Here is a 23,130-nt window from a genome sequence, read left to right as displayed (position 1 = left end):
AGATAACACAAGGTGATTAGGCAATCAGCTACAGTAGACTCGATGGGATAGAGAACTACATCAGGATCTAGACCATACCTGAAAGAAAGAAATGAAACAGAAACAGTTAGTGGTGAAACGATTGCTAGGGCAAGGGTCATGGTAGCCAAAACTACGCCCAGAATTGGAAAAACATCATAAATACCTGCGCCGCTCAAAATTTCTGCGAACACTATAGATAAGAGGCTCATCGCTATACTTGCTTCTACTGTTAAGACGGTCATGGCCTTGAGGAGAAAATAGAAGCTTTTAGTGTTTTTTCTCAATCTAGGATAAATTGTTCCCAGATGAAGAGCCGTGCCTAAGCGTCCAGATAGTATGCCGCCGATAACACCTCGGGCGCTAAGAATCTGTGGGTAAATAATCATCCCCCAAGGAACCATTGTCAATATCCAAAAATTGTATGCAACCATTATCCCGGCTAGAAGACCAAATATGTTGAAAAGGTAAGCTGCCAACGATTGCTTGAAAACACTGATGGTCTTGTATATTCCTAGCATGCAACTCACACCGACAAATCCGACTTTATTGGGGGAAGATTTGAAGAAAAACCTAGTTCGCATCGATCAGTATGGAGTTTTGGCACTAATCTCAATAGTATAAACGGTAGTGCAGATCCCCGTAACCAGGTAATAGACATTTTGGACATCGCTTCGTATGCATATGCGCCAACTTTGATTCAAATGTCAATAAAAGAGCTAGAAAGACCGATTTAAAATTAACTATAAAAATTCCTACATCTTAAACAAGAACATCCAATATTACACTCTCTAATAGTGATTAGTTTAATAAAAAATTTTTTGTAAAATATAGAGGGAAATAATTAGGCTTCTCTAGCCTTCACTACTCCAACGCTAAAGGTGAAGCCGCAACTTTCACATTCAATTGTGTAGGGGCCGCTTGCCTTCAAACTTCTAGATCGACACCTTGGGCAGCTAAGCCTAGAGATTAATTCATCTGACTTCTCTCCAGAAGCATAAAATATCGTCGGTGACCTGAAAGCCTTGAAAGTCGCTACTATCAAGATTACGAGAGCTATAACGGCGAACACCAAAATCGCGGAGATTATTATATCTGTCATTTTTTCACCTCAAAAATCTGGGCTGCGGCTAAAAGCCGCAGCTCCAAATCTAACCAAACATTCTTCCAAATAGGCCTTTCTTCTTTTCCGCTTCCGCTGGAGGCTGCTTAGCCACTTCTACTTCCAGTTTTTCTCCTGCCGGCTTAAGTCCACCGAAGGGGGCAAGTCCCTCGACTAGGAACGGACTTTCGACACCTGCCAGAACCACTGTTGCTCTCATTGATCCCTGCATCTTGCTGTTCACACGTGCGCCCCAAGAAACCCTTGCAGTTGGCGAGATTCTGTTCACAACAATCTCTCCTGCTCTCGTAACATCTTCTAATGTCATATCGTCGCCGCCCTCGATGTGTACCAATGCTCCTTCACATTTCTTTATGTCACCGATGTCGAGTAGCTGTGTATTAAGCGCCTTCTCGATTGAGTCTTCAACCTTTGTGTCTCCCATTCCCTCTCCAACCCCCATTGCGCAGACTCCGCTTCCAGTCATGATCGCTTTGAGATCCGCAAAGTCCAAGTTAACTAAGCTTGGAATCGCGATTGTTTCGGAGATATTCTTTATGAACGTCGCTATAAGCTCGTTAGCAACTCCAAAGGCCTCAGATAATGGAAGGTTACCAGCGACCTTTCTCAGTCTATTGTTGTCTATCACAATCACTGCGTCACAAGCCTCTACGAGCCTTGAGAGACCTTCCTTTGCTTTAATAAGTCTTGCACGTTCTACTTGGAATGGAATTGTGACAACAGCCAGCGTCAGTGCACCCATGTCCTTAGCAATCTTGGCTACAACTGGTGAAGCGCCTGTTCCTGTTCCTCCTCCAAGACCAGCTGTAATGAATACTAAGCCTGACCCTGCGATGAGCCTCTCAATCTCCTCAGCGCTTTCCTCAGCTGCCTTCGAACCCATCTCAGGGAACCCTCCGCATCCAAGCCCGCCTGTAACATTGTAGCCCAGAAGAACTCTTTTGTCAGCCTTTGTTATGCTTAAGTGCTTTGCATCGCTATTCAATGCATAGATCTTAGCCCCAGCGACTTCCTTCTCCTTCATCCATGAAACAATGTTGCAACCTGCCCCACCAACGCCCAGCACAGAAATTGCTGGAATAGCTTCTCTGGCAATATCCTCAATAGTCTTTTCTGAAACGGCTCTTTTTACAATCTCTTCAACACTTTTCTCCATATGCATACCCTTTTCCCAATTTTTGTTATATCGCCATATACTGTGACATCATGTGTATTTAAGGTTTTCTAAAGGTAAACACCTGGTTTATCGTAAGGTGAACTCTATATTAAAAGATAGTGCTAAAAGGTATATTAAATTGATTTATTCACTAATAACTTTAGTGAACCAAAAAGTTATTAGAAAGGTTCCTTTTCAACAACCCTTATATAGACAAAAGATAAAAATAAATTAGTAGAATTAGCTCCGATGAGGTAATACCGTTGGGAGAAAAAGAAAGCGAGACAAAGGATTATGAGGAGATCGTGGTTAAGCTAGGCATCTCAAATGAGTATCTAAGAAAACTTGAGCAGCTTATTGAAGTGAAAAGGATATTTTCGAGTAGAGCTGAAGCATTCAGAAGGGCGCTTGAATTATTATTTGAGAAATATGAGGGTGCATTAAAGGAAAGCTCGGAATGACAGAAGCATAAAAATGAAATAGGTATGTTAAATCCTGTCTCGCACTTATGTAAAAAAATTACTACCTTCCGGCAGTTACGGTCCATCAAATAATAAAAATATTTGTCTTCTCTTATTTTATTAGATAATTATTTAGAGTCCTCTGACCAATAAAGAGTGAAGATATTAAGACTTACAATATCATATTTGATCTTACTTATGCATCAGATCCTCTTGTTAAGGGGCTATTAAAATAATTTACGTTGAAAGATATGCAATAAACGCTGCCTTAATTCTAAATTTTATAAATTTTGAGAACCTATTATTTGTAGGTAAATGTTTAATGGAAGAATCAGGTTTGCGTCAAGAAGGAACATTGGATGAGTTAAGGGGAAGAATGAAGGAGATTACTTGCGAGATCTTTAAGTTGTGTGGAGAGAGACTGAGGGTTGCGAAAAAGATAGGCGAAATAAAAGCTAAGGAGAAGATTCCTCTAGAAGATTCGAGGATAGAAGAGGATCTTAGAAAAGAAGTTCTAAAAAGATGCCGTGAATATTGTTTAGAAGAAGAGTTTTGTGAGAGGCTTTTTAATCTACTCATTGCTGAGTCAAAAAAGGTCCAAAAGGAGGTAATGAGAAAGGGGGGTCAGAGTTGAAAATAGCCGTGATTGGCGGAGCTGGGAGAATGGGAAAACTGCTCAGCAAGTACTTCATAGACCGTGGATTTGAAGTCCTCATATCCGACATTAGACAGGCCGAGGCCGAGTTGTTTGCTGATTCTATTGGGGCGATGTTTGCTGAAAATAACGTAGCGGCTGTTGAGTCAGCTGAGACTATAGTTCTTTCGACACCGATTAATGTTATGCCTTACGTGCTGGATGAAATTTCTCAAAGGATAAAACCTTCAACTACACTGGTGGAGATATCTTCAGTCAAATCTGGAATTATGCCGAAGTTGCGAAGAATTGCGGGAAAGGGGGTCTGCGTGATATCTCTTCATCCATTATTCGGGCCTGGCGCCCAAAGCTTCAAAGGTGGAAGAGCGGCGCTAATACCCGTAGAGGAATCATCGCGTGAATTGGTAAGGGCCAAGAATCTTTTTCCAGATTTGGAATTAATAATTGTTGATTCCGAGGAACATGACAAAGTGATGGCGTTAACCCTCTCCCTAACTCACTTTGTGAACATCATTTTTGCATCTACCATTATAGAGGAGGATATAAACCTCCTGAAAAGACTTGGAGGAACCACATTCACTCTTCAACTGGTGATAAGCGAGGGCGTGATGAGCGAGGATCCAGCGTTTTATGCCCATTTACAGGCAGATAACCCATATACAATTAGGTTTCTTGAGAAATTCTTTGATAGGGCTAGAATGATGAAGGACTTAATTGATAAGAAAGATCTGGACAGCTTTAAGAGAATATGCATTGACATACGTGAGAATCTAGCAAAGGATGAAAAGTTCTCAAGCGCATATGAGCGGATGTACAAAGCCCTAAATGCGCTTTGAGTTTCTAATCCTTCAATTTTATAAGGGTGTTGGTATTTAGGACTGCGGGAATCCTCCTTATATCATCTATCTTTCTATTAAGATCTTCCATCGTATCTGCCTGTATGAATACCGCTATATCATGGCTTCCAGAAACCTCAAAAACCTTATCGGCAATTTTCCTTAATTTTGCCACGACATCCTTGGTCCTAGTAGGCTCTGTCCTAATTAGTACTATCCCCTCAAACCCAAGTGGGGTCTCGATTGTAAATCTTCTGATAACTCTCTCCTGCAACATTTTCTTTATTCTTCTCCTAACAGCTCCTTCACTAAGACCAACAATCTTTGCGATTGTAACATATTTTATTCTGGCATCCTTCTTGAGAATCTTTAAAATCTCATAATCAATAGAATCCACAAGTTATGATAACCATTTTTCGCAATAAAAATCTTTGCGAAAATCGTACCGGTCAAAATGAAATTAGATTAAGATTCGTGAATCGAAAGGAGAAACTTATAACTTTGAATCAAAATATAGTTTTTCAAGCGAATAGGGAAAAAAAATGTTCGACAGTGAAGTCTCAGATGCCAAAGATAAACCAAAAGAAAGTTTCTCATTTAATAGAAAGAGTATTCTTTTTATCTTATTGTTCTTCTTAGCATTTATGTTCTATGTAGTTTCGACGCAATTGACCTTATTTAGGGCTGAGAGTTTGAATGAAGGACCATTTGATGGTTACTGGCGTTCTCCATACCTTATAAAGTATTATTCGATTGATCCGGTGAGCGGAGAGAGATGGACTGAGTATGAAGCTTACTTCTGCCTAATAATAGAGCATGTTGGCAGCGAAGTTTATGTTGAGCAAGGGTGGGTTGAGATTAAAAGCTTTCGGTTGGCCCCAAATTGCACCTTAGGTCCGAATTATCCGCCCCAACTGCCGCTCCCCCACCCCCGTGTTGCTGGCGCTTATTATGGTCCAACTCCTTTTTATGGTACATATTTGACTGCCGAATTTCCTGGAGGCACCTATAATGTTACCGTAAATGGGACTGTTCTTATCTTCGAAGATACAGCTGGAACCTCGCGTTATAAGGCTATATTTAACCTCACTAAAGATGACCCTCAGTTCGGATTTAAGGATGTAATTCGAGTTACTTATCCTAACAAAGAAAAAGAACTGCCCAATGTTATTGTGCTTGTTAAACAATAGAGATAATAAGTTCAACTATGGCTCATCATTTTTTATATCGTGAACTCTATTTTCTCATCTTTAATGAATTTGCATTTTTTGAATCCTTTGTCTGGCAGATTTTCATGGAATGTAACGAAAGTGGGGTAGAGCTTCTGGTTTGCCATCAAATTCAATAGATATCACACTATCCAATGGGTCTGGTGCTTTTTTGGGCAGGTTCCTAAATGTAACTCGGTCTTCCATCTGCTCGAACTTGACTTTTTCTCCGTTTGCTAGTAGTTTCGCTGATAAGACTTTATTCTTCACGCAGGAAATTGTTATTTTACTTCCTGGCCAACGAAAAACATGGAGATAGGCAATATTGCCCTTCGCCGTCATTAAACCGACTGTGTTTGAGAATTGGCAGCATCTTTCTGTTCCATAAACTGACTCGCCATTTGCCCTCATCCATTTACCAATCTTCTTTAATCTTGTAATGGATTCTGTAGGAATCGTTCCATCGGCCTTTGGACCGACGTTGAGAAGATAATTTCCTCCATCCTTGGCACACTGAACAAGGTTCATAATGAGCCTTCTCACACTTTTATAATTCCGATCCGCCGCCGAATATCCCCAGTTATCATTCATCGTCATGCATGTTTCCCACATACGGTCTGGTTCAGGCGGAGGAGATATCCTCTGCTCGGGTGTGCTAAAGTCTCCAGGAATTTTCGATCGGTCATTTATTAGGATATCTGGCTGTAGTCTCCTCACCATCTCGTTTAACTCGGCTGAACGCCAGTCTTCAGCACTCCATGGCCAGGCTCCATCATACCATAATATGTCAATCTTTCCATAGTTAGTGCAGAGCTCTTTAACTTGTGTATGAACATATTCGAGAAATTTTGACCAGCCCTCAGGATCTTTTTGAGGCCCTTCGAAGTATGCTTTAAATCGCCAATCGAGGAGAGAATAATAGAAACCTATTCTCATCCCGTTTTTTCTGCATGCCTCGACATATTCCGCCACTAGGTCGCGTTTGGCTGCTGTTTTCGGTGCGGTGAAGTCTGAGACTTTGCTGTCGAACAAAGAAAAGCCATCGTGATGTCTCGCGGTCAGAACCATGTATCTCATTCCTGCCTCTTGTGCAAGGTTGACCCACTCTTCTGGTCGATATCTTCTTGGATTGAACTTTGATGCTAGTCGCCTATACTCGGAAAACGGTATTCTCTCATGGTAGCGAACCCATTCACCCCGAGCCAATAGTGAGTAAAGGCCCCAATGAATAAACATCCCGAAACGTGCCTGATTAAACCACTCCGTCCGCAAGCCGTATCCCCGCAATTTAGGGTTTTGAAATACATCTGTTTTTGTTTTAGATCGATAAAAGGATTATTGTATATTTAATCAATGTCTAGGAAGTTACGATTATCGTAAAATAAGAACGAAAAAAATAAATATGTATTGGCAAACCTTTCACCTAAGAGGTGCAAATGGTTGGAGAGCAGATTCAAAGGGTGTTATACGGCGATAATAACGCCTATGACGAAGAATGGCAGAGTTGATTATGATGGGCTGAAGAGACTTGTAGAATTCCAGATAGAGCAGGGTGTCAGTGGGATACTTGCCGTAGGAACGACTGGCGAGAGTCCCACATTAACATGGAAAGAACATTTAAAAGTCATAGAAATGGTCTATGATCTCTGCGGAGAAAAATGTCTTGCTATCGGTGGCACAGGAAGCAATAATACACAGGAGTCAATTGAGGGGACAAGGATAGTTTCTGAATATGGCGTGAAATGCATACTTCTTGTCGACCCATATTATAATGGTCCAAGTTCCTTAGAGATAAGAAGGGAATACATAGAACCAATAGCAACCGAGTTCCCTGATGTTCAAATCATTCCATACGTGATTCCCGGAAGAACTGGGACTCAACTTCTTCCTCAGGACTTAGCGATTCTTCACAAACAATTCGACAATATAAACGCGGTGAAGGAGGCTACTGGAAATCTTGACAATATGAGACTTACACGAAAGCTATGTGGAGAAGATTTTGATATTCTCTCCGGGGACGATGACAAAACATTCGAGATGATGAAGGATCAATCAATTCGGGCAAGCGGGGTCATCTCAGTCGCTTCCAATGTGGCCCCTGGTCCAGTACAAAAGTTTACCCGAACGGCATTAGAAGGTAATATGACAGAGTTTGAAAGACAGAATTCAATACTTAAGCCACTATTCTCAATTGTCACGGTTAGGACAGAAGAAGAGACGCCATATGGGCCCGTACAATGCAGAGCTAGGAACCCCCTGCCCTACAAGACTCTAATGAATCTTCTAGGTATGCCTGCAGGGCCATGTAGGCGGCCTCTGGGAAAAATGACGAGAAAAGGATTCGAAGTGGTGCTTAATACCGCGAGAACGGTTTATGAAAAGACGCCTGAAATATTAGCTCCGATAGAAGAATTCTTTGACGTAGATTTAAGCAAAAGACTATATAGAGAGAGGTACTGGAGAGGTCTTTTCTATGATTAAGATTTGTGTTGCTGGCGCAGATGGAAGAATGGGAAGAGCGGTCATTGAGGAGGCTGTAACAAGAGGATTTGCTGTTGTAGGCGCGGTGGAGGCGCCGAATAGCCCGAAGATTGGAAAGACTTTGCGTGAGGCTGGAATATGCGGACTTGACACAATCATAGTGGATCCCACAAAAATCGATGTAGCAACTAAAGAGGCAGATGTTTATGTTTCCTTCACCACCCCTGATGCGGAGATGTCGAATATTCCGGCCGTAGCAAATCTTGGAAAACGCATCGTTATGGGTACAACCGGATTTACGGAACAACAGTATCAGAAGCTGAAGGATGAAGTCTCAAAAAAGGTACCAGCAGTATTCTCACCTAATTACGCTATAGGTGTTAATGTCGTACTAAGAATGATGAAGGTATTGACAATGCTCCCTGCCGACTACGACTTTAGTATAACTGAAGTGCACCATATAGGGAAGAAGGATGCTCCAAGCGGAACCGCTAAGGCCCTTGGAAATGCCATAACGCCGGCTAGAGGCTATCGTTCTGTTGTGTATGGGAGGGAAGGTATAGCGCCGAGGAAACGTGAAGAACTTGAAATTCTGTCAGTGAGAGCTGGAGGCGTCCCCGGCATTCACGATGTCATAGCTGCTGGACCACATGAGATGATCCGCGTCGAACATGTCGCATTCTCCCGCAGGGTTTTTGCTCAAGGGGCTCTTTACGCAGTAGAGTGGATTAGTAAACAGACGAAACCTGGAGTCTACAGTATGGATGATATACTTGGGTTCTGTTAATACTACCATTATCCGGAAAAATTTGGGGATTGCAGAATGACCTTTGATCAACGTGTTGTGATAAAATTTGGAGGCGCAGACCTAGCGACAGGCGAGAAAGTAAAAAGGGCAGCGGAGATGGTGCTTAACTCAGGCTATAAAGAAATTGTGGTAGTCGTCTCAGCGATGGGAACCGCAACGGATAACCTTATCAACATTATGTCGCAGATAGGCGGGATCAATGATAAAGATTACGCGGACATTGTCTCAATGGGTGAAAGGACAAGTGTACGGATCTTTTCGTCTGCACTAAGGTCAATGGGGGCAGAAACCGTATACTTCGATCCCGATTGCGAAGGTTGGCCCATTATAACCGACTCCAACTTTAAGGATGCAGAGCCGGATCTCAATGAGACATGCAAGCGTGTTAAACGGTATATTGAACCGCTATTGGGAAACAAGATTGTAGTCGTTTGCGGTTTTCTTGGGAAAGATAGAAACGGAAACGTGACAACCCTTGGTAGAGGAGGTAGTGACACAACCGCCATGATTATCGCGCATTGTCTTCGAGCAGGTGAAATAATCCTTGTAAAGGAAACCGAAGGGGTTATGTCCGCAGATCCAAAGGTTGTATCTACGGCAAAACCCCTGGAAAAACTTGACATATACGAGATGTTTGCACTGTCGCATGGAGGCGCGAAGGTATTGAAGGCTGACGCTCTAAAATATAAACTACCGGAACAGAAGCTGAGAATCGTCAGCTTCCATAATGGGCTGGCAAAAGGTGGGACAGAGATACTTGGCGTCTTTGATGGAAAAAACCCTGAGATTAAAGAGAAAAAAGGGCTTATGGCAGTAAGCCTGGTTTGCGATATAATCCCTGAAAGGATTGGAAGGATATTTCAAGCGCTAGGTAACCGATCGATTTACGGTATTAGCACTGGCAGAGGAACGATTACAATATTCACTTCATCCGAGGATTCGAAGGAATTGTTAAATCGCCTTCATGAATTGGGGGTAAGTAAAGCATTGAGTAGTAGAGAAAAGGTTGCACTATTAGAACTAACAAGCCCGGTCTTCATAGATTCGCCAGGCTGGATTGCTAAGATATCCGCTAGCCTAGCAGCCAAAGATATTAACATCATTGAAATGACAACGAGTAAGGCCACCATAAACGTATTTATTGATGAATCGAGGATTTCAGAAGCGGCTGAAGTGGTGAGGGATGCGCTTGCGTCGTAAAGTTGCAATATTGGGAGCTACGGGCACGGTAGGCCAAAGATTTATCGAACTTCTCCAGGGGCACCCTTGGTTTGAAATCTCAGTCCTAGCGGCATCTGAGCGCTCCGCTGGAAAGAAATACCGGGACGCTTGCCCATGGAAAATGGAGACTCCTATGCCTGAATCCATAGCTGATATGACTGTGGTTAATACGAGTATAAAAGCGGTGAAAGAGGCGGGCGAAGTTGACTTAATCTTTTCTGCTCTTCCAGGAGATCTTGCTGGACCAGTTGAAGAAGAGTTCGCCGCGAAGTATCCAGTATTAAGTAAGGCTGCAGCACATAGATTGGAGGAGGATGTTCCTCTACTTATACCAGAAGTTAACCCGGACCAATTAGATCTCATCCCGATCCAAAGACGGAGAAGGCGGTGGAATGGCTTCATTTCCACCGATCCTAACTGCTCAACAATTCAGCTTGCTATAACTCTGAAGCCACTTATGCCCTTCGGTCTAAAGAAGGTAGTCGTTTCGACAATGCAGGCTTTGAGCGGTGCTGGATATCCTGGAGTCGCATCTCTAGATATAATCGATAACATCATTCCATACATATCGAAGGAGGAGGAAAAAATTGAGATTGAAACCAAGAAGATCCTCGGAAAATTTAATGGCGAGCGAGTGGAGTGGCTGAATATACCGATAAGCGCTAGTTGTAACAGAGTGAACGTGAAGGATGGGCATCTCGAAACAGTTTTCGTGGAGCTAGAATCAAAACCGACGAGGGAAGAGATAATAGAAGCGTTTAGGAACTTTACCGGGGAACCGCAAAAGCTAAAACTCCCAACAGCGCCTGGAAGGCCAATAGTGGTCAGAGATGAGGTTGATAGACCGCAGCCGAGGTTGGATAGAGATGAAGGTAGGGGTATGAGCGTTGTTGTCGGTCGCATTAGAAATGATCCGGTAATGACATTCAAATACCTCTGCCTAGGACATAACACTATTAGGGGAGCGGCTGGAGCTGGGATCCTAAGCGCGGAACTAATGGTTGCAAAGGGTATAATCTAAAGCGTAGACAGCAAAACCAAAACCGTGTAGGATAGAATAATAATGGTCACGTTTCCACATGAATTTTTCGAGAACAAGAATGGAATACTCCACATAGATGGGGTTTCATCTGAGACGCTTGTTCAAGAATTCGGAAGCCCACTATATGTATTGACTGAGCGAAGAATCAGAAATAATTTTCGAAAGATTTATTCTGTTCTTTCTGTTCGCCATGATAAGATTCGGGTCTATTATTCGGCGAAGGCCAACTCTAGTCTCTCGGTACTGAAAATCTTGGAGAGCGAAGATGCATATTTGGACGCGGTCAGCATAGGGGAGGTATTTCTTGCTACACAGGCTGGTTTCCAGCCGGAAAGGATACTTTTTACAGGAACGAGCGTTAGGAATGATGAACTGGAATATCTTCTAGACTGGGATGTATGCATCAATATAGACTCTACATCTCAACTTAAGAGGCTTCTAAAGATAAGGGTTCCGCGGTCACTTTCAGTTAGGGTGAACCCTGAGATTGGAGCTGGACACCACGCCCATGTCATCACGGCTGGTAGAGACTCAAAATTTGGAATATGGGAGGAAGATGTTCTAGAAGCCTATAAAATTGCGAAAGAATCCGGGGTTGAAACTTTCGGTATACATATGCATATAGGCTCAGGAATTTTGACGGTTGAGCCTTTCCTCCTTGCTGAAAAGAAACTTCTTGACATTGCAGGCAAAGTTAGAAGGGAGATGGGGATTGATTTTGAGTTTATTGATATTGGCGGAGGCCTCGGGGTGCCATACAAACCAGAGGAGAGCCCATTGAATGTCGATCTATTTGCCGAGAAGACTCTCCAGATTTTCAAGGAGAAAGTCAAGGAGTATGATCTCGGAGATCCATTCTTCTGCGTAGAGCCAGGGCGATATATTGTCTGCGATGCAGGGATCTTACTAACAATGGTCAACACTCTCAAAAAGACTCCCTTCAGAAATTTTATCGGCGTAGATGCAGGTTTCAACATTCTGATCAGGCCGGCCATGTATGGCTCCTACCACCCAATAGTTGTTGCAAACAAACTTAACGACCCTGAAGAAGAGAAGTATGATATTGCTGGACCTTTATGCGAATCGGGGGATATCTTAGCTAGAGATAGAATGCTCCCAAAGGTTGAAGAGGGCGACATTCTTGCGATACTGAACGCTGGCGCATATGGATTTGTAATGAGCTCAAACTATAATTCGAGACCAAGATGTCCAGAGGTTCTGGTAAAGAGCGGAAGATACGCTCTAATAAGAGAGAAGGAGACCTTTAAGGATCTTTTGGAAGGGCAAAAGATAGCGCCCTGGTTAAAGTAATGTGAATCTATTTTTACATAGAACAAATTGTTTCTTGCTTATTTAATTCAACGGATAATAAGATGATATCATGGAGTGGGCCTTATCATATGGTTCCAGATTGATCATCTCAAGTATACGAAGCCCCCCTTCCTCAAGGATCTTAGCTTCACGTTCATATATCTCCACAGGTTCCTTTGTTACATCGATGCTTCTGGCCTTAACCGCAATTAGCGCCCAACCGCCTTTTTTTAGGAAGAGTCTAACATTGTCAAGTAGGATGCGCGCCTGTTCCGGTTGCGCAATATCACAGTATATGCCGTCAATCTTTCCTAGAACGATGGATGCGTAGCTCCGGGGTGATCTAGCATCCGCCAAAATTGGTATCATATTTGATCTATATTTGCAAACATTATCAATAAGATCGCGAATTGATCGGGGTGAAAACTCTACGCAATAGACGCATCCATCTTTACCAACTATGTCGGAAACATGACTTGCCGTCGTTCCGGAAGCTGCGCCGAGATACAATACTCTTTGGCCAGGACCTAAAGGCATCTTCCTAATTCCCTTAAGAATAGCTGCTGCAAGTTTGCTCCTGAATGGGTCCCAAATTCTGTATTCAATGCCATTGTAAGTGACAAGTCTTTCTCCGTAAACAGTTCTCCCTGGAGAGAAGTTTTTTGTTGTAATCCTCTTTACGCCATCATCTAATTTGGTAAAATATATTCCGGCAAATTCTGGATGGGGCTCAACCTCTATGCTCATGTTTTTATCCCTTAACTTTGGATGCAGTCTTCCCTATTCTGCCCTTTGACTTATCACTTTTCCTTTTAATGCGTCCTTCTTTTACTCTCGGTTGCGGATACTTCTTCTTTATCTCTTCGATTCTCTCAGTAAGTTCCAATTTTAATTTGTCCCCAATGTAATTTCCGCCGAAGGCATCAGTTCTAGCAGCTATCGCGATCTTGCCAGCAAAGGTCCTTGCAATCTTTCCTCTCAACCATCGGCTTGCGCCATGAATTAGGTTATGCTGGAATATTATGCCATGTTTGGGCGGTCGAGTGCCACTTGTCAAGGCTCTGAACAAGGCCTTCTCAGCCCCTAAAACTTGTATTGTGCTTGCGGGCATTTTCGCCAGATTCTCTAATCCTCCTGCTAATGCGATAAGTCTAGCACCAAGTGTAGGTCCTGTTAACGTGGAGAGATTAGGAGCGGCTTCATTCATAATTCTCTCTAAATAGTCCTCAAGGTTGGATCTAACATCTAGAAGTTGCAATATTTGGCCTGATAAAGACCGGATCTGCAAGATATCTGCATCCAAGAGGTCAGAGCCCATGGATTCCATTGAGGCCTTAACGATCTCTTGGGCATTTCTTTTCTGGATTCCTAGTTTCTCCAATCTTTCAATGTTTATGCCCTCTCTTTTACCTATTTCCTGTATGATCTTCAAATAGGTAACATGGTTTTCCACTATGCGGCTAAGTTCGGGAAAATGCAGCCCATACCACTCGCGTATGCGGCTCAAAAAGAGGTTTATGGTTCTATCCAACTCGTCTATTGTCTCTATTGCTTGAACAATTATTTGGTCTCTTTTCTCTGCTGCCAATCGAACTTTACTTCTTGAAATTTCAGTTGAAACGCTATGTATCCATTCCCTTAATTCTTGAGGGTCTCTGGCAAACCCGAGCTCGATAGCGAGACTTTCAAGTCCATCCCGAATTTTTTCTCCAATTTCTGAGGGGCTTTCTATTGAAATTTCGGCATTCATTATCTCTTTGAGCGCTTGAGCCACCGCAGGATGCTCAAGAACTATTGGAGTAAATCCTCTGGTTTTCAGATGGCCAACTACCTCGACTAGTTCGTCTATTACCCTTCCGGACTCGATTTTTATCAGTTTTTCAGCTGCTTTACAAGCATCTTTTGGAAAGAGCGCCTTCTCGATTAGGTTCCCATCCTCATTGAAACCTAAAACGCCGAAGACGGACACGACGATTACTGATTTCAAAAGTCTCTCACCACAGGTCAACAAACTATTACGTTAACCTATGAATAACCTTTTCCATTCAATACGGCTGATGAAGATAACTTCAACTATACAATATTAAAGGCTAATATACCAAAATGTCAGTTCTTCTCTGATGATAAACATGCATAATTCACACAGTATGCAAGTAAGTCTTGCAGGTCTAAGCCTGAAAAACCCGACAATATTAGCTTCCGGAATACTGGGTATATCGGCGGAAAGTCTTATGCGTGTAGCCTCTGCGGGCGCAGGAGCCGTGACGACAAAGTCTATTGGTATAGAGCCTAGAGAGGGATATGCAAACCCAACAGTTGTCGAAGTTGAATGCGGATTCCTCAATGCTCTAGGACTGCCTAATCCTGGCATAAGAGAATTTGCTGAAGAGATCAGAAAATATAGATCAGATGCCCCATTGATAGTCAGCGTGTATGGTTTCTCTCCAACTGAGTACGCGGAAGTTGCAGCGATGGCTGAGAGTTCCGGAGCGAATGCAATCGAGCTCAACCTTTCATGTCCTCATATTAAGGGTTCTGGCTCTGAGATAGGGCAGGATCCAGAGATGATTTATGATGTTGTAAAGAATGTGAAAGGCGCCGTTGAAAAACCTGTATTCGCAAAACTGTCTCCGAACACGTCTAATATTGCGAGGCTGGCTGAAGCCGCTGAGGATGCGGGGGCAGACGCCATCACCGCAATAAATACGGTTAAGGCGATGGCGATTGACATTGATACCATGAAACCTATTCTTTCAAATAAGATCGGGGGGCTTTCAGGCGTCGCAATAAAGCCAGTTGCAGTTAGATGTGTTTATGAGATTTATGAGGCCGTGAGGATACCTATAATCGGTTGCGGAGGTATTCGGTCATGGCGAGATGCGGTCGAGTTTATTCTTGCAGGCGCCTCGGCAGTGGAGATAGGCTCGGCAATAGCGCATGGAGATCTAACAATCTTCCAATCTATCGCTCAGGGAATAAACTCTTACATTGAAAGCAAAGGTTATAGGAAAGTAGAAGAGATTGTTGGAATGGCACATGAATCCTAACCGCATAAGAATAGCGACGATAAAAGAGGTCAGAGAGGAATCTGCGAAGATTAGGACATTGTACTTTGAGGATGATCTATGTTTAAACGCTCAGCCCGGACAATTCGTGATGGTATGGATACCCCGAATAGATGAAATCCCACTAAGCATATCACTTCAAAAGAATGGTTTGTCCTCAGTCACGGTGAAGAAGGTGGGCGAGGCGACAAATATACTTTGCAGCATGGAAAAAGGCGACAGCATTGGCATTAGGGGACCATTCGGAAAAGGCTTCGAACATATTGGAAGTAAAGCGCTTATTGTAGGAGGGGGAATAGGAGCAGCGCCCCTCATGTTCCTTGCAGAGAAACTTGTTAAATTAGGAGTTAAGACAGCATTTATCCAGGGTGCAAAGACGAAGAGCGAGATTATATTCAATAAAGAGTTGGAGGAGATGTCCAAAACGAATCTCTTAGATGTTGTGCTTGCGACAGAGGATGGTAGCCTTGGCGTAAGAGGCACTGCGGCAGACCTGGCTGAGATAGCTCTCTCAAAAGAGCGCTACGACGTTATATATGTTTGTGGAAAAGAATTAATGATCAAGAAGATTTTTCTTTTGGCAAAAGAAAAAGGTATCCAAATTCAAGCAAGCCTTGAACGTTTAATGCGCTGTGCAGTTGGAATATGCGGCAGTTGCGTAATAGGAAAGTATCGTGTTTGCAGGGATGGACCAGTTTTCGACCTAAAGATGCTGAAAGAAATCAGGGATGAGCTGGGAAAGTTTAAGCGTGGCTTTGATGGAAGGAGAGAAAAGATTTAAAGTGCTATAAAGAACTGTGCAAAAATAGGTTGTATGAGAAAAAGGGATTCAAGCGGTCTTGCCATATTAAGTCTTCACCCTAACTAGACCTATCTTAAGATGTTCGCCGCCCAAATCATATGTTGAAACGTGTGCTTCTTTTGGTGGTTCACCTTTATTTATTCTGACGCTGAGGGTCTCTGCACTTATATAGTCCCCGAAGGTATTGAACACTTCTGTGATTTTAGGCCCAGACTCATAATAAATTTCTATATTGTCTGCGATGTTAAAGTTCGCTTCCTTTCTCTGATTTTGTATTCGTCGGATAATGTCCCGGGCAAGCCCCTCCATTTTAAGATCGTCGGTTATCTTAATATATACGCCAACAATAATTCCATCTTCCTCGGACACCGAATATCCATCTTTATGGTGCGTCTCAATTTTGATTTCATCCCTTTCCAATTGAATAGCTTTTCCACCGATTTCTAATTCTATTATTCCTCTCTCCTCCAGTATACCCTTCAAGACCTTTGCATCCATTTTGGATACTTCCTCTTGAATCTTTGGCAGTAAACTTCCATACTTTTTTCCTAATTTTTCAGGTAAAACTCTCGCTGTAAAATCAAGAAGTTCCTCGCCTTTAGATGAAAATGAAATCTCTTTCACATTTAGTTCATCCATTATCAAGTCTTTCATTCTACTAATTCTATCAAGAATTTTGCAATCCACTACAACTACAGCTCTTAATAGAGGTTGTCTGAGCTTGATTCCAGACCTGGCGCGAGCGGAGCGTCCTAGGTTACATATCTTCATCACTATATCCATGTCCGCCATTAGAGCCTTGTCAATGGCATTCTCGTCGCTGATTGGCCAATCATTATGGTGCACACTTTCGGGAGCACTTAGATCTACGCTTCGAACCAGATTTTGGTAAATTTCCTCACTTATGAATGGTATGAATGGGGCGAGAAGTTTGGCTAGTGTTACTAGGCATGTATAAAGAGTTCTATATGCAGCGCTCTTATCTTCGTCCTTTTCGCTTTTCCAGAAACGCCTTCTTGAGCGCCTAATATACCATGTTGAGAGATCCTCCACAAACTTCTCAATTGAGATGGCAGCGTCGCAGGGGTTATAATTCTCCAGATAATAAGTCACATTCTTTATGAGCAAATTCAGTTTAGAGATGATCCAGCGATCTAGGATGAATGGGGACTCTGAGGCACCGCTGTTGGTAGGTGTCCACTTATCTAGGTTTGCGTATGTCACGAAAAAGCTGTAGACATTCCATAAGGGAATAAGGAAATTCCTCTTAACTTCCTCTGCTCTATGATAGCCAAATAGAAGGTTTGTTTCCGGCCTTTTTGTGCAATACATCCACCTCATCACGTCGGCGCCCATTGTCTCAGCAGCATCGTCAAATTCGATTGCATTTCCCCATGACTTATGCATCTCTCTTCCATCTTCGCCTAGCACTAAGCCGTATCCAAAGCATACCTTAAAAGGAGGCTTGCCTTCCATTATTGTGCTCATGGCCAGCATTGAGTAGAACCAATTTCTGAATTGACCGGGGAGAGATTCGCATACAAGATCCGCGGGGAACCATTGTCTCCAATATTCACGATCAGTTCGATAGCCAAGTGTTGAAAATGAAACTATTCCAGCGTCAAGCCAGGGGTTTCCGACATCCGGAATACGTGTGGCAACACCCCCGCATTTTTCGCATCTTATCTTCACTGCGTCTATCCAAGGCCTATGAGGTGTGTGGCCGTCGAATATCTCCCATCCTTCTATTGCACGAACTTTCAGTTCCTCCTTGCTTCCTATAACATCAAAGCTTCCGCATTTCGAGCATACCCAGATTGGAAGCGCCAAACCCCAATATCTTTTCTTGGATATCATCCAATCCTCCATGTTAAGAAGCCAGTCTATCTCCTGCTGGAGTCCAAACTCTGGAATCCATCGTACCTGCTTAGCAACGTCTATAATTTGGTATCGAAGGTTCTCCCTTTTCTCTTCTTCAGTGACTTCTTCAATGGGCTTATTCAGCTTCTTACCCATGCTGATGAACCATTCATCGACTAAGCGAAAAACTAGCTCGCTTCCACATCGCCAACATACTGGATAACGATGAGTATAGTCCTCAAGTTTGAATAGAAGGTTCTTTCTCTTCAAATCCTCAATTACGAGTTTAGCTGAGTCATAGGCATGGACGCCCGTGTACGGGCCGAAACCATTCATGAAAACTCCGAACTCATCAAGCGGGGCGATTATGGGGAGGTTATTTTTTTCTCCGAGTTCGAGGTCCTCTTTTCCGCATCCCGGAGCTATATGTACGATGCCTGTGCCCTCTTCCTCAGTTACGTCCTCCCACATGATAACCTTATGGGCTTTGATTGACCCTGTCTCTATCTGAGCCTGCAATTCATCAAATGGTCCATCATAAGTCCATCCTTCCATGTCGCAGCCTTTGAGCTCGCATATGACATTATATTTTAAGTTGCCGAGAGTCCTTTGTATCGCAAACTTTCCAAGATATAAGTATTCATCATTAAGTTTCACTTTGACGTAGGTGAGGTCTGGGTGAACTGCAGCGGCAACATTTGATGTCAGGGTCCATGGAGTGGTTGTCCAGATGAGGAGTGATTCATGCGGTCTATTCTTTAGTGGAAATCTGACTGTTAATCCCGGATGTGTTATCTCACGATACCCCTCCGTCACGATTTCATGTTGTGAGAGCGCTGTCGAGCATCTTGGGCACCATGGCATCACATCTCTTCCTTTATATATCCAACCTCGTTCATGACATTTCTTCAAAAGTGACCATATTGTATAATTATTTTCGTCGGAAAACGTGAAATAGGAACCGCCGATTTTAGGAGAACCAAGTTCTCCAACTAATCTTTCAGAGGTATCTGTTATTGGGCCAGCGACACCTTGAATGGTGATTATTTGGTCTGGCCTCTCTAAGCTATCCGCTAGGTAACGGAGTTTTTTGGGGTCATCCCAATCCATCCAGTAGCCTAAGCGGATTGACTGTTCAACTTGTACCGCCGCATAACGTAGCGCCCTTTGCTTACATCGCTTAACGAACTCCGCAATACCGTAGGATTCAATGTCACGTTTTGAACGGAACCCCAGTTCTTTTTCAACTTCAACCTCGATCCATAAACCTTGACAGTCAAAGCCATTTTGGTATCTAAGGTCATACCCTTCCATAGCCTTAAAGCGCTGAAAAAGGTCTTTATAGGTTCGGCCCCAAGCATGGTGGACGCCCATGGGATTGTTGGCTGTTATAGGGCCATCCATAAATGACCATTTCTTCTTCCCTCTGTTGAGCGCTACCCTCTTCTTGAAGGCGTCTGTTTCGGCCCAAAACTTTAAGATCTTATGTTCAAGCTCGGGAAAGTTGACCTTCGGCGAAACATCCTTGAACAATTCTATCGCCTCTCAAAACTTGTTAACTTGACATTTAAAACTTTTGAGAGCTTTAATGCTCTAGGATGTGATCTTTGTAGTAGGTACAGCGTGAATTTTATCTCCGCCTCGCATCCACGTAACCCCGCTAGGCGAGAATAACTCAATTCTTTTCCGCCAAATATAAAGATAATGGAATTACATTTTTCACTAATATAACATAGACTAGTGTACAAGATTTAAAATGAGATATGCCTGAAATTAGTTGGGGAATGCTGAAAATTGACGATCAGATATCGCGATGCTCCAGATGTAAAGATGCTCGTGAATGAGATAATTGAGAGCTTGGGCTTTTTTCATATAGTGCCCCAATTTGTTCATTGCGTTAGAAGTACTGGATCAAACTCAACAAGAACTATTGCACGAATTCATGGGTTAGGAAGACTTTGGCAGGAGGTGCTTAATTGTCCACCAGCATATGTTATTGAGGTAATATCTGAAAGATTTGACAATCTCAGTCAAGACGAGAAGGAGAAGACCCTAATACATGAGCTTCTCCATATACCGAAAAACTTCACTGGCGGTTTCCGGCCACATAAAGGATACATTAGCCGAAAAACAATAGAAGTACTTCATAAGAGATTAGAGAATAAAAGGGCTGATAAAATCTTGGATCATAACGAATAAAGATTCTGGTGGCGTTGCTTTAAAATGATGCCCAAAGCCAAAGAGGTGTGGATTGAATAAATTATAATAAGAGGAGATTCTAGTTAGGTCTATCTGGTCTGGATGGATCTTGATGTTTAGGCTTAACGGAGTAGAGATAGACGATACATTCGCAGAGCTTTTCGAGATGTGGGCTGCAAGGGTACTCATCACAGCAAAAGATGAGAAATGGGCTTTAACCGCAGCAAACGCTGCAACTGGCTTTGCATCATCCATAATTGGATGTCCAGCAGAAGCAGGTGTGGAGAGAATAGTTGGAAGAGAGATGACACCGGACAAGAGGGTTGGAGCCATTATACAAATATATCATGGGATCAGGAGCGAGCTGAAAAAGCAGATGATTAAGCGGATAGGGCAATGTATAATGACTTGCCCCACAACTTCGATTTTTGATTTTCTTCCAAATGCCATTCGAAGATTAAAAGTTGGAAGGAGCTTAAGGCTTTTTGGCGATGGATTTCAGAGAAGAGACGAAATCTATGGAAGACGAGTTTGGCGGATACCCGTAATGGAAGGCGAGTTCATTATAGAAGAAAGTTTCGGAGTGAAGAAAGCGATTGCAGGGGGCAATTTTATAATTCTCGCCGAAACCCAGGATTCGGCTTTATTGGGTGCCGAGGAAGCCGTTAAGGCTATCCGAAGCGAAGTTGAGGGTGTAATACTGCCTTTCCCAGGTGGCATTTGCAGATCTGGCTCAAAGGTGGGCTCTCTCAAGTATAAGCTTCCAGCATCAACAAATCACCTCTTCTGCCCAATCCTCAGAGATGTCTTATCAGGATCTAATGTAACTGAGGATGCTAATTGCGTCTATGAGATTGTAGTGAACGGATTAAATTTAGATTGCGTTAAGAAAGCAATGGCTGAGGGGATTAAAGCAGCGGCGAAGGTTAAAGGCGTAGTAAAAATATCCGCGGGAAATTATGGAGGAAAGATAGGACCCATCAAAGTTTACCTTCATGACATTCTGAGAGATGTTTGAAAGGCGTCATCCTATGAACATCTAAGTCTTCTCCTTACCGCTGGATTCTCATCCGCAAGTCTCTTTAGAACCGACTCAAACGTTTCGTTGGGGGACAATTCTCTCTCAATAAAAAGTCCTGTCCGACCAATTTCATCACGGCGTAATAGCGTTCTAACTCTATTTAGTACAGTGTCCACAGATATGCCGAGCAGTTTTGCGACATACTCCTCCCTTCCAACAACCCTGCTTTCTATGTGACCACTCTCTGTAGGTTCAATTAGCATTAACCTCTTATCGACGCCTGGGGTTCTGACACCATTCCTGAGCATTTCAACCGTCGCCTCGCCACCAAACCGGTAAAACTCTCTTCCAAGCCTCTTTAATTTCGACATGGGAAATGAGACATGCCTCTGCTCATCTATCTCTATGAATCCCTTAATAGTGTGAGTTGGAGTTGCCTGTATGAGGATGCGTTTTGAGATTTGAAAACCGTTTCTCAGGAGAGATGTTTCTATGAGGAAGGAGGAAACGGTCTGCGGAACAAAAATGTCTATGTCGCTTTTTGGCGTGGCATCACCTCTAGCGATACTTCCATGGACCACGGAGAATATGTGAGCCTTTTCCAGGGCCTCCATTATCTCAATAGCCTGTTTCCTTAATGCTTTTAGTAACTCCCAACGCTCTTTACTATATATGACTTCGACTCTTTCGTCGCGGGCTACTGGTTTTTTGGCCAATTTTGACCAGCCCAGTACTAACATAGTATATTGAAAATGAAATCTCAAGATATCGATTTTAACATTTTGTAAGCCAGTTGAGAAATGCTGCTCTAAGCATGTATGACGGAAAACATATTTCACCGTTCCAGCAAAATTGTATTGTTTGCAGGCAAGGATGACTTTATAGATAAGTAAAGCTATCACTTCAGGAAAGATGATATAAATGGTTATGTGCACAATATGCAAGCGGAGGGAGGCATTCTATTCTCGGACTTATTCTGGCGAAAGGTTATGTGTTAAATGCTTTGTGACCTCAATAGAGAGAAAGGTGCGTAAAACTATTGCAAAATATAAATTGTTTGAGATTGATGACAGAATTGCCGTGGCGGTTTCAGGGGGAAAGGACAGCCTAAGTCTTCTTCACATACTATTCAAGATAGAACAAGATTTTCCTAAGTCATCTATTTGTGCAATTACTGTCGACGAAGGAATAAGCGGGTACAGGGATGAGGCGATTGAAATTGCTAAAAAGAATTGTGCAGAACTTGGAATTGCGCATATAATAGTATCTTTTAAAGAGTTATATGGATACACGCTAGATGAGATTGTGGAGAAGGTTCGTGGCGAAAAGCTAACTCCATGCGCTTACTGCGGAATCCTACGTAGAAAGGCAATCAATATTGGCGGTCAACTTGCTGGCGCAACGAAGATTGCCACGGCCCATACTCTCGATGATGAGATTCAAACTTTCTTTCTAAACATCATCCATGGCGAGCCTCTACGTATAAAGAGAACATTGCAAACCGAGAACTTTAAGGTCGGCTTTATACCTAGGGTCAAACCCCTATGCGAGGTTCTAGAAAAGGAAACGGCTCTATACGCATATGTTACAAACATTACATTCCAAGATGAACCATGCCCATATGCTGGTGAGGCGTTGAGGAATGATGTGCGCCGGATTCTTAATTATATGGAAGAAAAGCATCCAGGTATGAAGTATACAATCTATCGCTCCTACGAGAAGCTTCGGGATTCAATAATGCTGAAAGAAATCCCATTTAAGATCTGTTCAGACTGTGGTGAACCCTCGTCAACGGACTTGTGCCAAACATGTCAGATCTTAAGAGAGATAAGCAGGGTATAAGGTGCCTCTAAATGATTCGGC

At 42.9% G+C, this 23,130-nt stretch carries 24 protein-coding genes; 14 read left to right on the top strand and 10 right to left on the bottom strand.

The window, feature by feature from the left end; all coding sequences use genetic code 11:
- The 3 genes from NZ952_03350 to ftsZ all read right to left on the bottom strand — a co-directional run.
- Positions 1 to 539: magnesium transporter (locus NZ952_03350; GenBank protein MCS7120220.1), on the bottom strand; the 539-nt coding region annotated here is incomplete at its 3' end.
- A 323-nt stretch (positions 540 to 862) separates the two neighbouring features.
- Entirely contained in the window at positions 863 to 1,120 is a 258-nt protein-coding gene (locus NZ952_03345; protein ID MCS7120219.1) for a hypothetical protein, read from the bottom strand.
- Positions 1,121 to 1,169: 49 nt separating this feature from the next.
- Positions 1,170 to 2,297, bottom strand: coding sequence for a cell division protein FtsZ (ftsZ, locus tag NZ952_03340; protein MCS7120218.1), 1,128 nt, complete (start codon positions 2,295 to 2,297; stop codon positions 1,170 to 1,172).
- Positions 2,298 to 2,560: 263 nt separating this feature from the next.
- Between ftsZ and NZ952_03335 the strand changes: the two genes are divergently transcribed.
- The 3 genes from NZ952_03335 to NZ952_03325 all read left to right on the top strand — a co-directional run bounded on the left by NZ952_03335 (position 2,561) and on the right by NZ952_03325 (position 4,249).
- Positions 2,561 to 2,758, top strand: coding sequence for a hypothetical protein (locus tag NZ952_03335; protein ID MCS7120217.1), 198 nt, complete (start codon positions 2,561 to 2,563; stop codon positions 2,756 to 2,758).
- Positions 2,759 to 3,080: 322 nt separating this feature from the next.
- Entirely contained in the window at positions 3,081 to 3,392 is a 312-nt protein-coding gene (locus NZ952_03330) for a chorismate mutase (protein ID MCS7120216.1), read from the top strand.
- Positions 3,389 to 4,249 carry a prephenate dehydrogenase/arogenate dehydrogenase family protein gene (locus tag NZ952_03325; GenBank protein ID MCS7120215.1) on the top strand — a complete coding sequence of 287 codons (861 nt, stop codon included), beginning with the start codon at positions 3,389 to 3,391 and terminating at the stop codon, positions 4,247 to 4,249. The genes NZ952_03330 and NZ952_03325 overlap by 4 nt, the downstream gene beginning before the upstream one ends.
- A gap of 4 nt (positions 4,250 to 4,253) precedes the next feature.
- Here NZ952_03325 and NZ952_03320 read toward each other — a convergent pair whose 3' ends face one another.
- Positions 4,254 to 4,646 carry an Lrp/AsnC family transcriptional regulator gene (locus NZ952_03320; GenBank protein ID MCS7120214.1) on the bottom strand — a complete coding sequence of 131 codons (393 nt, stop codon included), beginning with the start codon at positions 4,644 to 4,646 and terminating at the stop codon, positions 4,254 to 4,256.
- 145 nt (positions 4,647 to 4,791) lie between these two features.
- Between NZ952_03320 and NZ952_03315 the strand changes: the two genes are divergently transcribed.
- On the top strand, positions 4,792 to 5,439 hold the full coding sequence (locus tag NZ952_03315; GenBank protein ID MCS7120213.1) for a hypothetical protein: 648 nt from the start codon (positions 4,792 to 4,794) through the stop codon (positions 5,437 to 5,439).
- Between the two features lie 102 nt (positions 5,440 to 5,541).
- On the opposite strand, the gene NZ952_03310 is transcribed toward NZ952_03315, so the two are convergent.
- Positions 5,542 to 6,729 carry an alpha-L-fucosidase gene (locus NZ952_03310; protein ID MCS7120212.1) on the bottom strand — a complete coding sequence of 396 codons (1,188 nt, stop codon included), beginning with the start codon at positions 6,727 to 6,729 and terminating at the stop codon, positions 5,542 to 5,544.
- 168 nt (positions 6,730 to 6,897) lie between these two features.
- On the opposite strand from NZ952_03310, the gene dapA reads away from it, so the two are divergent.
- The 5 genes from dapA to lysA are packed head-to-tail and all read left to right on the top strand — an operon-like array spanning position 6,898 to position 12,320.
- The gene (dapA, locus tag NZ952_03305) at positions 6,898 to 7,938 is read left to right on the top strand and encodes a 4-hydroxy-tetrahydrodipicolinate synthase (protein ID MCS7120211.1); all 1,041 of its coding nucleotides are present in this window, start codon (positions 6,898 to 6,900) and stop codon (positions 7,936 to 7,938) included.
- On the top strand, positions 7,931 to 8,725 hold the full coding sequence (gene dapB / locus NZ952_03300; GenBank protein MCS7120210.1) for a 4-hydroxy-tetrahydrodipicolinate reductase: 795 nt from the start codon (positions 7,931 to 7,933) through the stop codon (positions 8,723 to 8,725). The genes dapA and dapB overlap by 8 nt, the downstream gene beginning before the upstream one ends.
- 36 nt (positions 8,726 to 8,761) lie before the next feature.
- Entirely contained in the window at positions 8,762 to 9,946 is a 1,185-nt protein-coding gene (locus NZ952_03295; GenBank protein MCS7120209.1) for an aspartate kinase, read from the top strand.
- Positions 9,930 to 10,988, top strand: a complete 1,059-nt coding sequence (gene asd, locus NZ952_03290) for an aspartate-semialdehyde dehydrogenase (protein MCS7120208.1) — start codon at positions 9,930 to 9,932, stop codon at positions 10,986 to 10,988. The genes NZ952_03295 and asd overlap by 17 nt, the downstream gene beginning before the upstream one ends.
- 42 nt (positions 10,989 to 11,030) lie before the next feature.
- Positions 11,031 to 12,320: a diaminopimelate decarboxylase gene (lysA, locus tag NZ952_03285; GenBank protein ID MCS7120207.1), complete on the top strand. Its 1,290-nt coding sequence runs from the start codon at positions 11,031 to 11,033 to the stop codon at positions 12,318 to 12,320.
- A gap of 42 nt (positions 12,321 to 12,362) precedes the next feature.
- On the opposite strand, the gene NZ952_03280 is transcribed toward lysA, so the two are convergent.
- Entirely contained in the window at positions 12,363 to 13,067 is a 705-nt protein-coding gene (locus tag NZ952_03280; protein MCS7120206.1) for a fibrillarin-like rRNA/tRNA 2'-O-methyltransferase, read from the bottom strand.
- Positions 13,068 to 13,071: 4 nt separating this feature from the next.
- A complete protein-coding gene (locus NZ952_03275; GenBank protein MCS7120205.1) occupies positions 13,072 to 14,307 on the bottom strand; it encodes a C/D box methylation guide ribonucleoprotein complex aNOP56 subunit in 1,236 nt (411 codons plus the stop codon).
- A gap of 142 nt (positions 14,308 to 14,449) precedes the next feature.
- Between NZ952_03275 and NZ952_03270 the strand changes: the two genes are divergently transcribed.
- The gene (locus NZ952_03270; protein MCS7120204.1) at positions 14,450 to 15,367 is read left to right on the top strand and encodes a dihydroorotate dehydrogenase; all 918 of its coding nucleotides are present in this window, start codon (positions 14,450 to 14,452) and stop codon (positions 15,365 to 15,367) included.
- Positions 15,345 to 16,166, top strand: coding sequence for a dihydroorotate dehydrogenase electron transfer subunit (locus NZ952_03265; GenBank protein ID MCS7120203.1), 822 nt, complete (start codon positions 15,345 to 15,347; stop codon positions 16,164 to 16,166). Before NZ952_03270 ends, NZ952_03265 begins: the two co-directional genes overlap by 23 nt.
- A 66-nt stretch (positions 16,167 to 16,232) precedes the next feature.
- Here the strand turns inward: NZ952_03265 and NZ952_03260 are convergent, their stop codons facing one another.
- Together NZ952_03260 and NZ952_03255 are read right to left on the bottom strand one after the other, a co-directional pair.
- Positions 16,233 to 19,580 carry a class I tRNA ligase family protein gene (locus NZ952_03260; protein ID MCS7120202.1) on the bottom strand — a complete coding sequence of 1,116 codons (3,348 nt, stop codon included), beginning with the start codon at positions 19,578 to 19,580 and terminating at the stop codon, positions 16,233 to 16,235.
- 2 nt (positions 19,581 to 19,582) lie between these two features.
- Entirely contained in the window at positions 19,583 to 19,726 is a 144-nt protein-coding gene (locus NZ952_03255) for a hypothetical protein (protein ID MCS7120201.1), read from the bottom strand.
- A gap of 115 nt (positions 19,727 to 19,841) precedes the next feature.
- Here NZ952_03255 and NZ952_03250 point away from each other — a divergent pair, with 115 nt between their 5' ends.
- Both NZ952_03250 and fhcD read left to right on the top strand, forming a co-directional pair.
- Positions 19,842 to 20,246 carry a putative metallopeptidase gene (locus tag NZ952_03250; protein ID MCS7120200.1) on the top strand — a complete coding sequence of 135 codons (405 nt, stop codon included), beginning with the start codon at positions 19,842 to 19,844 and terminating at the stop codon, positions 20,244 to 20,246.
- 112 nt (positions 20,247 to 20,358) lie between these two features.
- Complete coding sequence (gene fhcD / locus NZ952_03245) at positions 20,359 to 21,264, top strand: formylmethanofuran--tetrahydromethanopterin N-formyltransferase (GenBank protein MCS7120199.1); 906 nt, start codon at positions 20,359 to 20,361, stop codon at positions 21,262 to 21,264.
- An 11-nt stretch (positions 21,265 to 21,275) separates the two neighbouring features.
- Here the strand turns inward: fhcD and NZ952_03240 are convergent, their stop codons facing one another.
- A complete protein-coding gene (locus NZ952_03240) occupies positions 21,276 to 21,983 on the bottom strand; it encodes a nucleotidyltransferase domain-containing protein (protein ID MCS7120198.1) in 708 nt (235 codons plus the stop codon).
- A gap of 310 nt (positions 21,984 to 22,293) precedes the next feature.
- On the opposite strand from NZ952_03240, the gene NZ952_03235 reads away from it, so the two are divergent.
- Positions 22,294 to 23,109 (top strand): TIGR00269 family protein, encoded by an 816-nt coding sequence (locus NZ952_03235; GenBank protein ID MCS7120197.1) that lies wholly within the window; start codon positions 22,294 to 22,296, stop codon positions 23,107 to 23,109.
- Positions 23,110 to 23,130 lie beyond the last annotated feature (21 nt).

Source organism: Candidatus Bathyarchaeota archaeon (assembly GCA_025059045.1).
Lineage (GTDB): Archaea > Thermoproteota > Bathyarchaeia > Bathyarchaeales > DTEX01 > JANXEA01.
The sequence above is the reverse complement of the archived record's forward strand: the minus strand, read 5'-3'. Positions and strand labels throughout refer to the sequence as shown.

What these genes read in the sequence shown, in the direction of transcription:
- NZ952_03345 (MCS7120219.1), bottom strand. Translation starts at nt 1,120, where the DNA reads ATGACAGATATAATAATCTCCGCGATTTTGGTGTTCGCCGTTATAGCT.
- ftsZ (MCS7120218.1), bottom strand. Translation starts at nt 2,297, where the DNA reads ATGGAGAAAAGTGTTGAAGAGATTGTAAAAAGAGCCGTTTCAGAAAAG.
- NZ952_03330 (MCS7120216.1), top strand. Translation starts at nt 3,081, where the DNA reads ATGGAAGAATCAGGTTTGCGTCAAGAAGGAACATTGGATGAGTTAAGG.
- NZ952_03315 (MCS7120213.1), top strand. Translation starts at nt 4,792, where the DNA reads ATGTTCGACAGTGAAGTCTCAGATGCCAAAGATAAACCAAAAGAAAGT.
- dapB (MCS7120210.1), top strand. Translation starts at nt 7,931, where the DNA reads ATGATTAAGATTTGTGTTGCTGGCGCAGATGGAAGAATGGGAAGAGCG.
- NZ952_03295 (MCS7120209.1), top strand. Translation starts at nt 8,762, where the DNA reads ATGACCTTTGATCAACGTGTTGTGATAAAATTTGGAGGCGCAGACCTA.
- asd (MCS7120208.1), top strand. Translation starts at nt 9,930, where the DNA reads ATGCGCTTGCGTCGTAAAGTTGCAATATTGGGAGCTACGGGCACGGTA.
- lysA (MCS7120207.1), top strand. Translation starts at nt 11,031, where the DNA reads ATGGTCACGTTTCCACATGAATTTTTCGAGAACAAGAATGGAATACTC.
- NZ952_03280 (MCS7120206.1), bottom strand. Translation starts at nt 13,067, where the DNA reads ATGAGCATAGAGGTTGAGCCCCATCCAGAATTTGCCGGAATATATTTT.
- NZ952_03270 (MCS7120204.1), top strand. Translation starts at nt 14,450, where the DNA reads ATGCATAATTCACACAGTATGCAAGTAAGTCTTGCAGGTCTAAGCCTG.
- fhcD (MCS7120199.1), top strand. Translation starts at nt 20,359, where the DNA reads ATGTTTAGGCTTAACGGAGTAGAGATAGACGATACATTCGCAGAGCTT.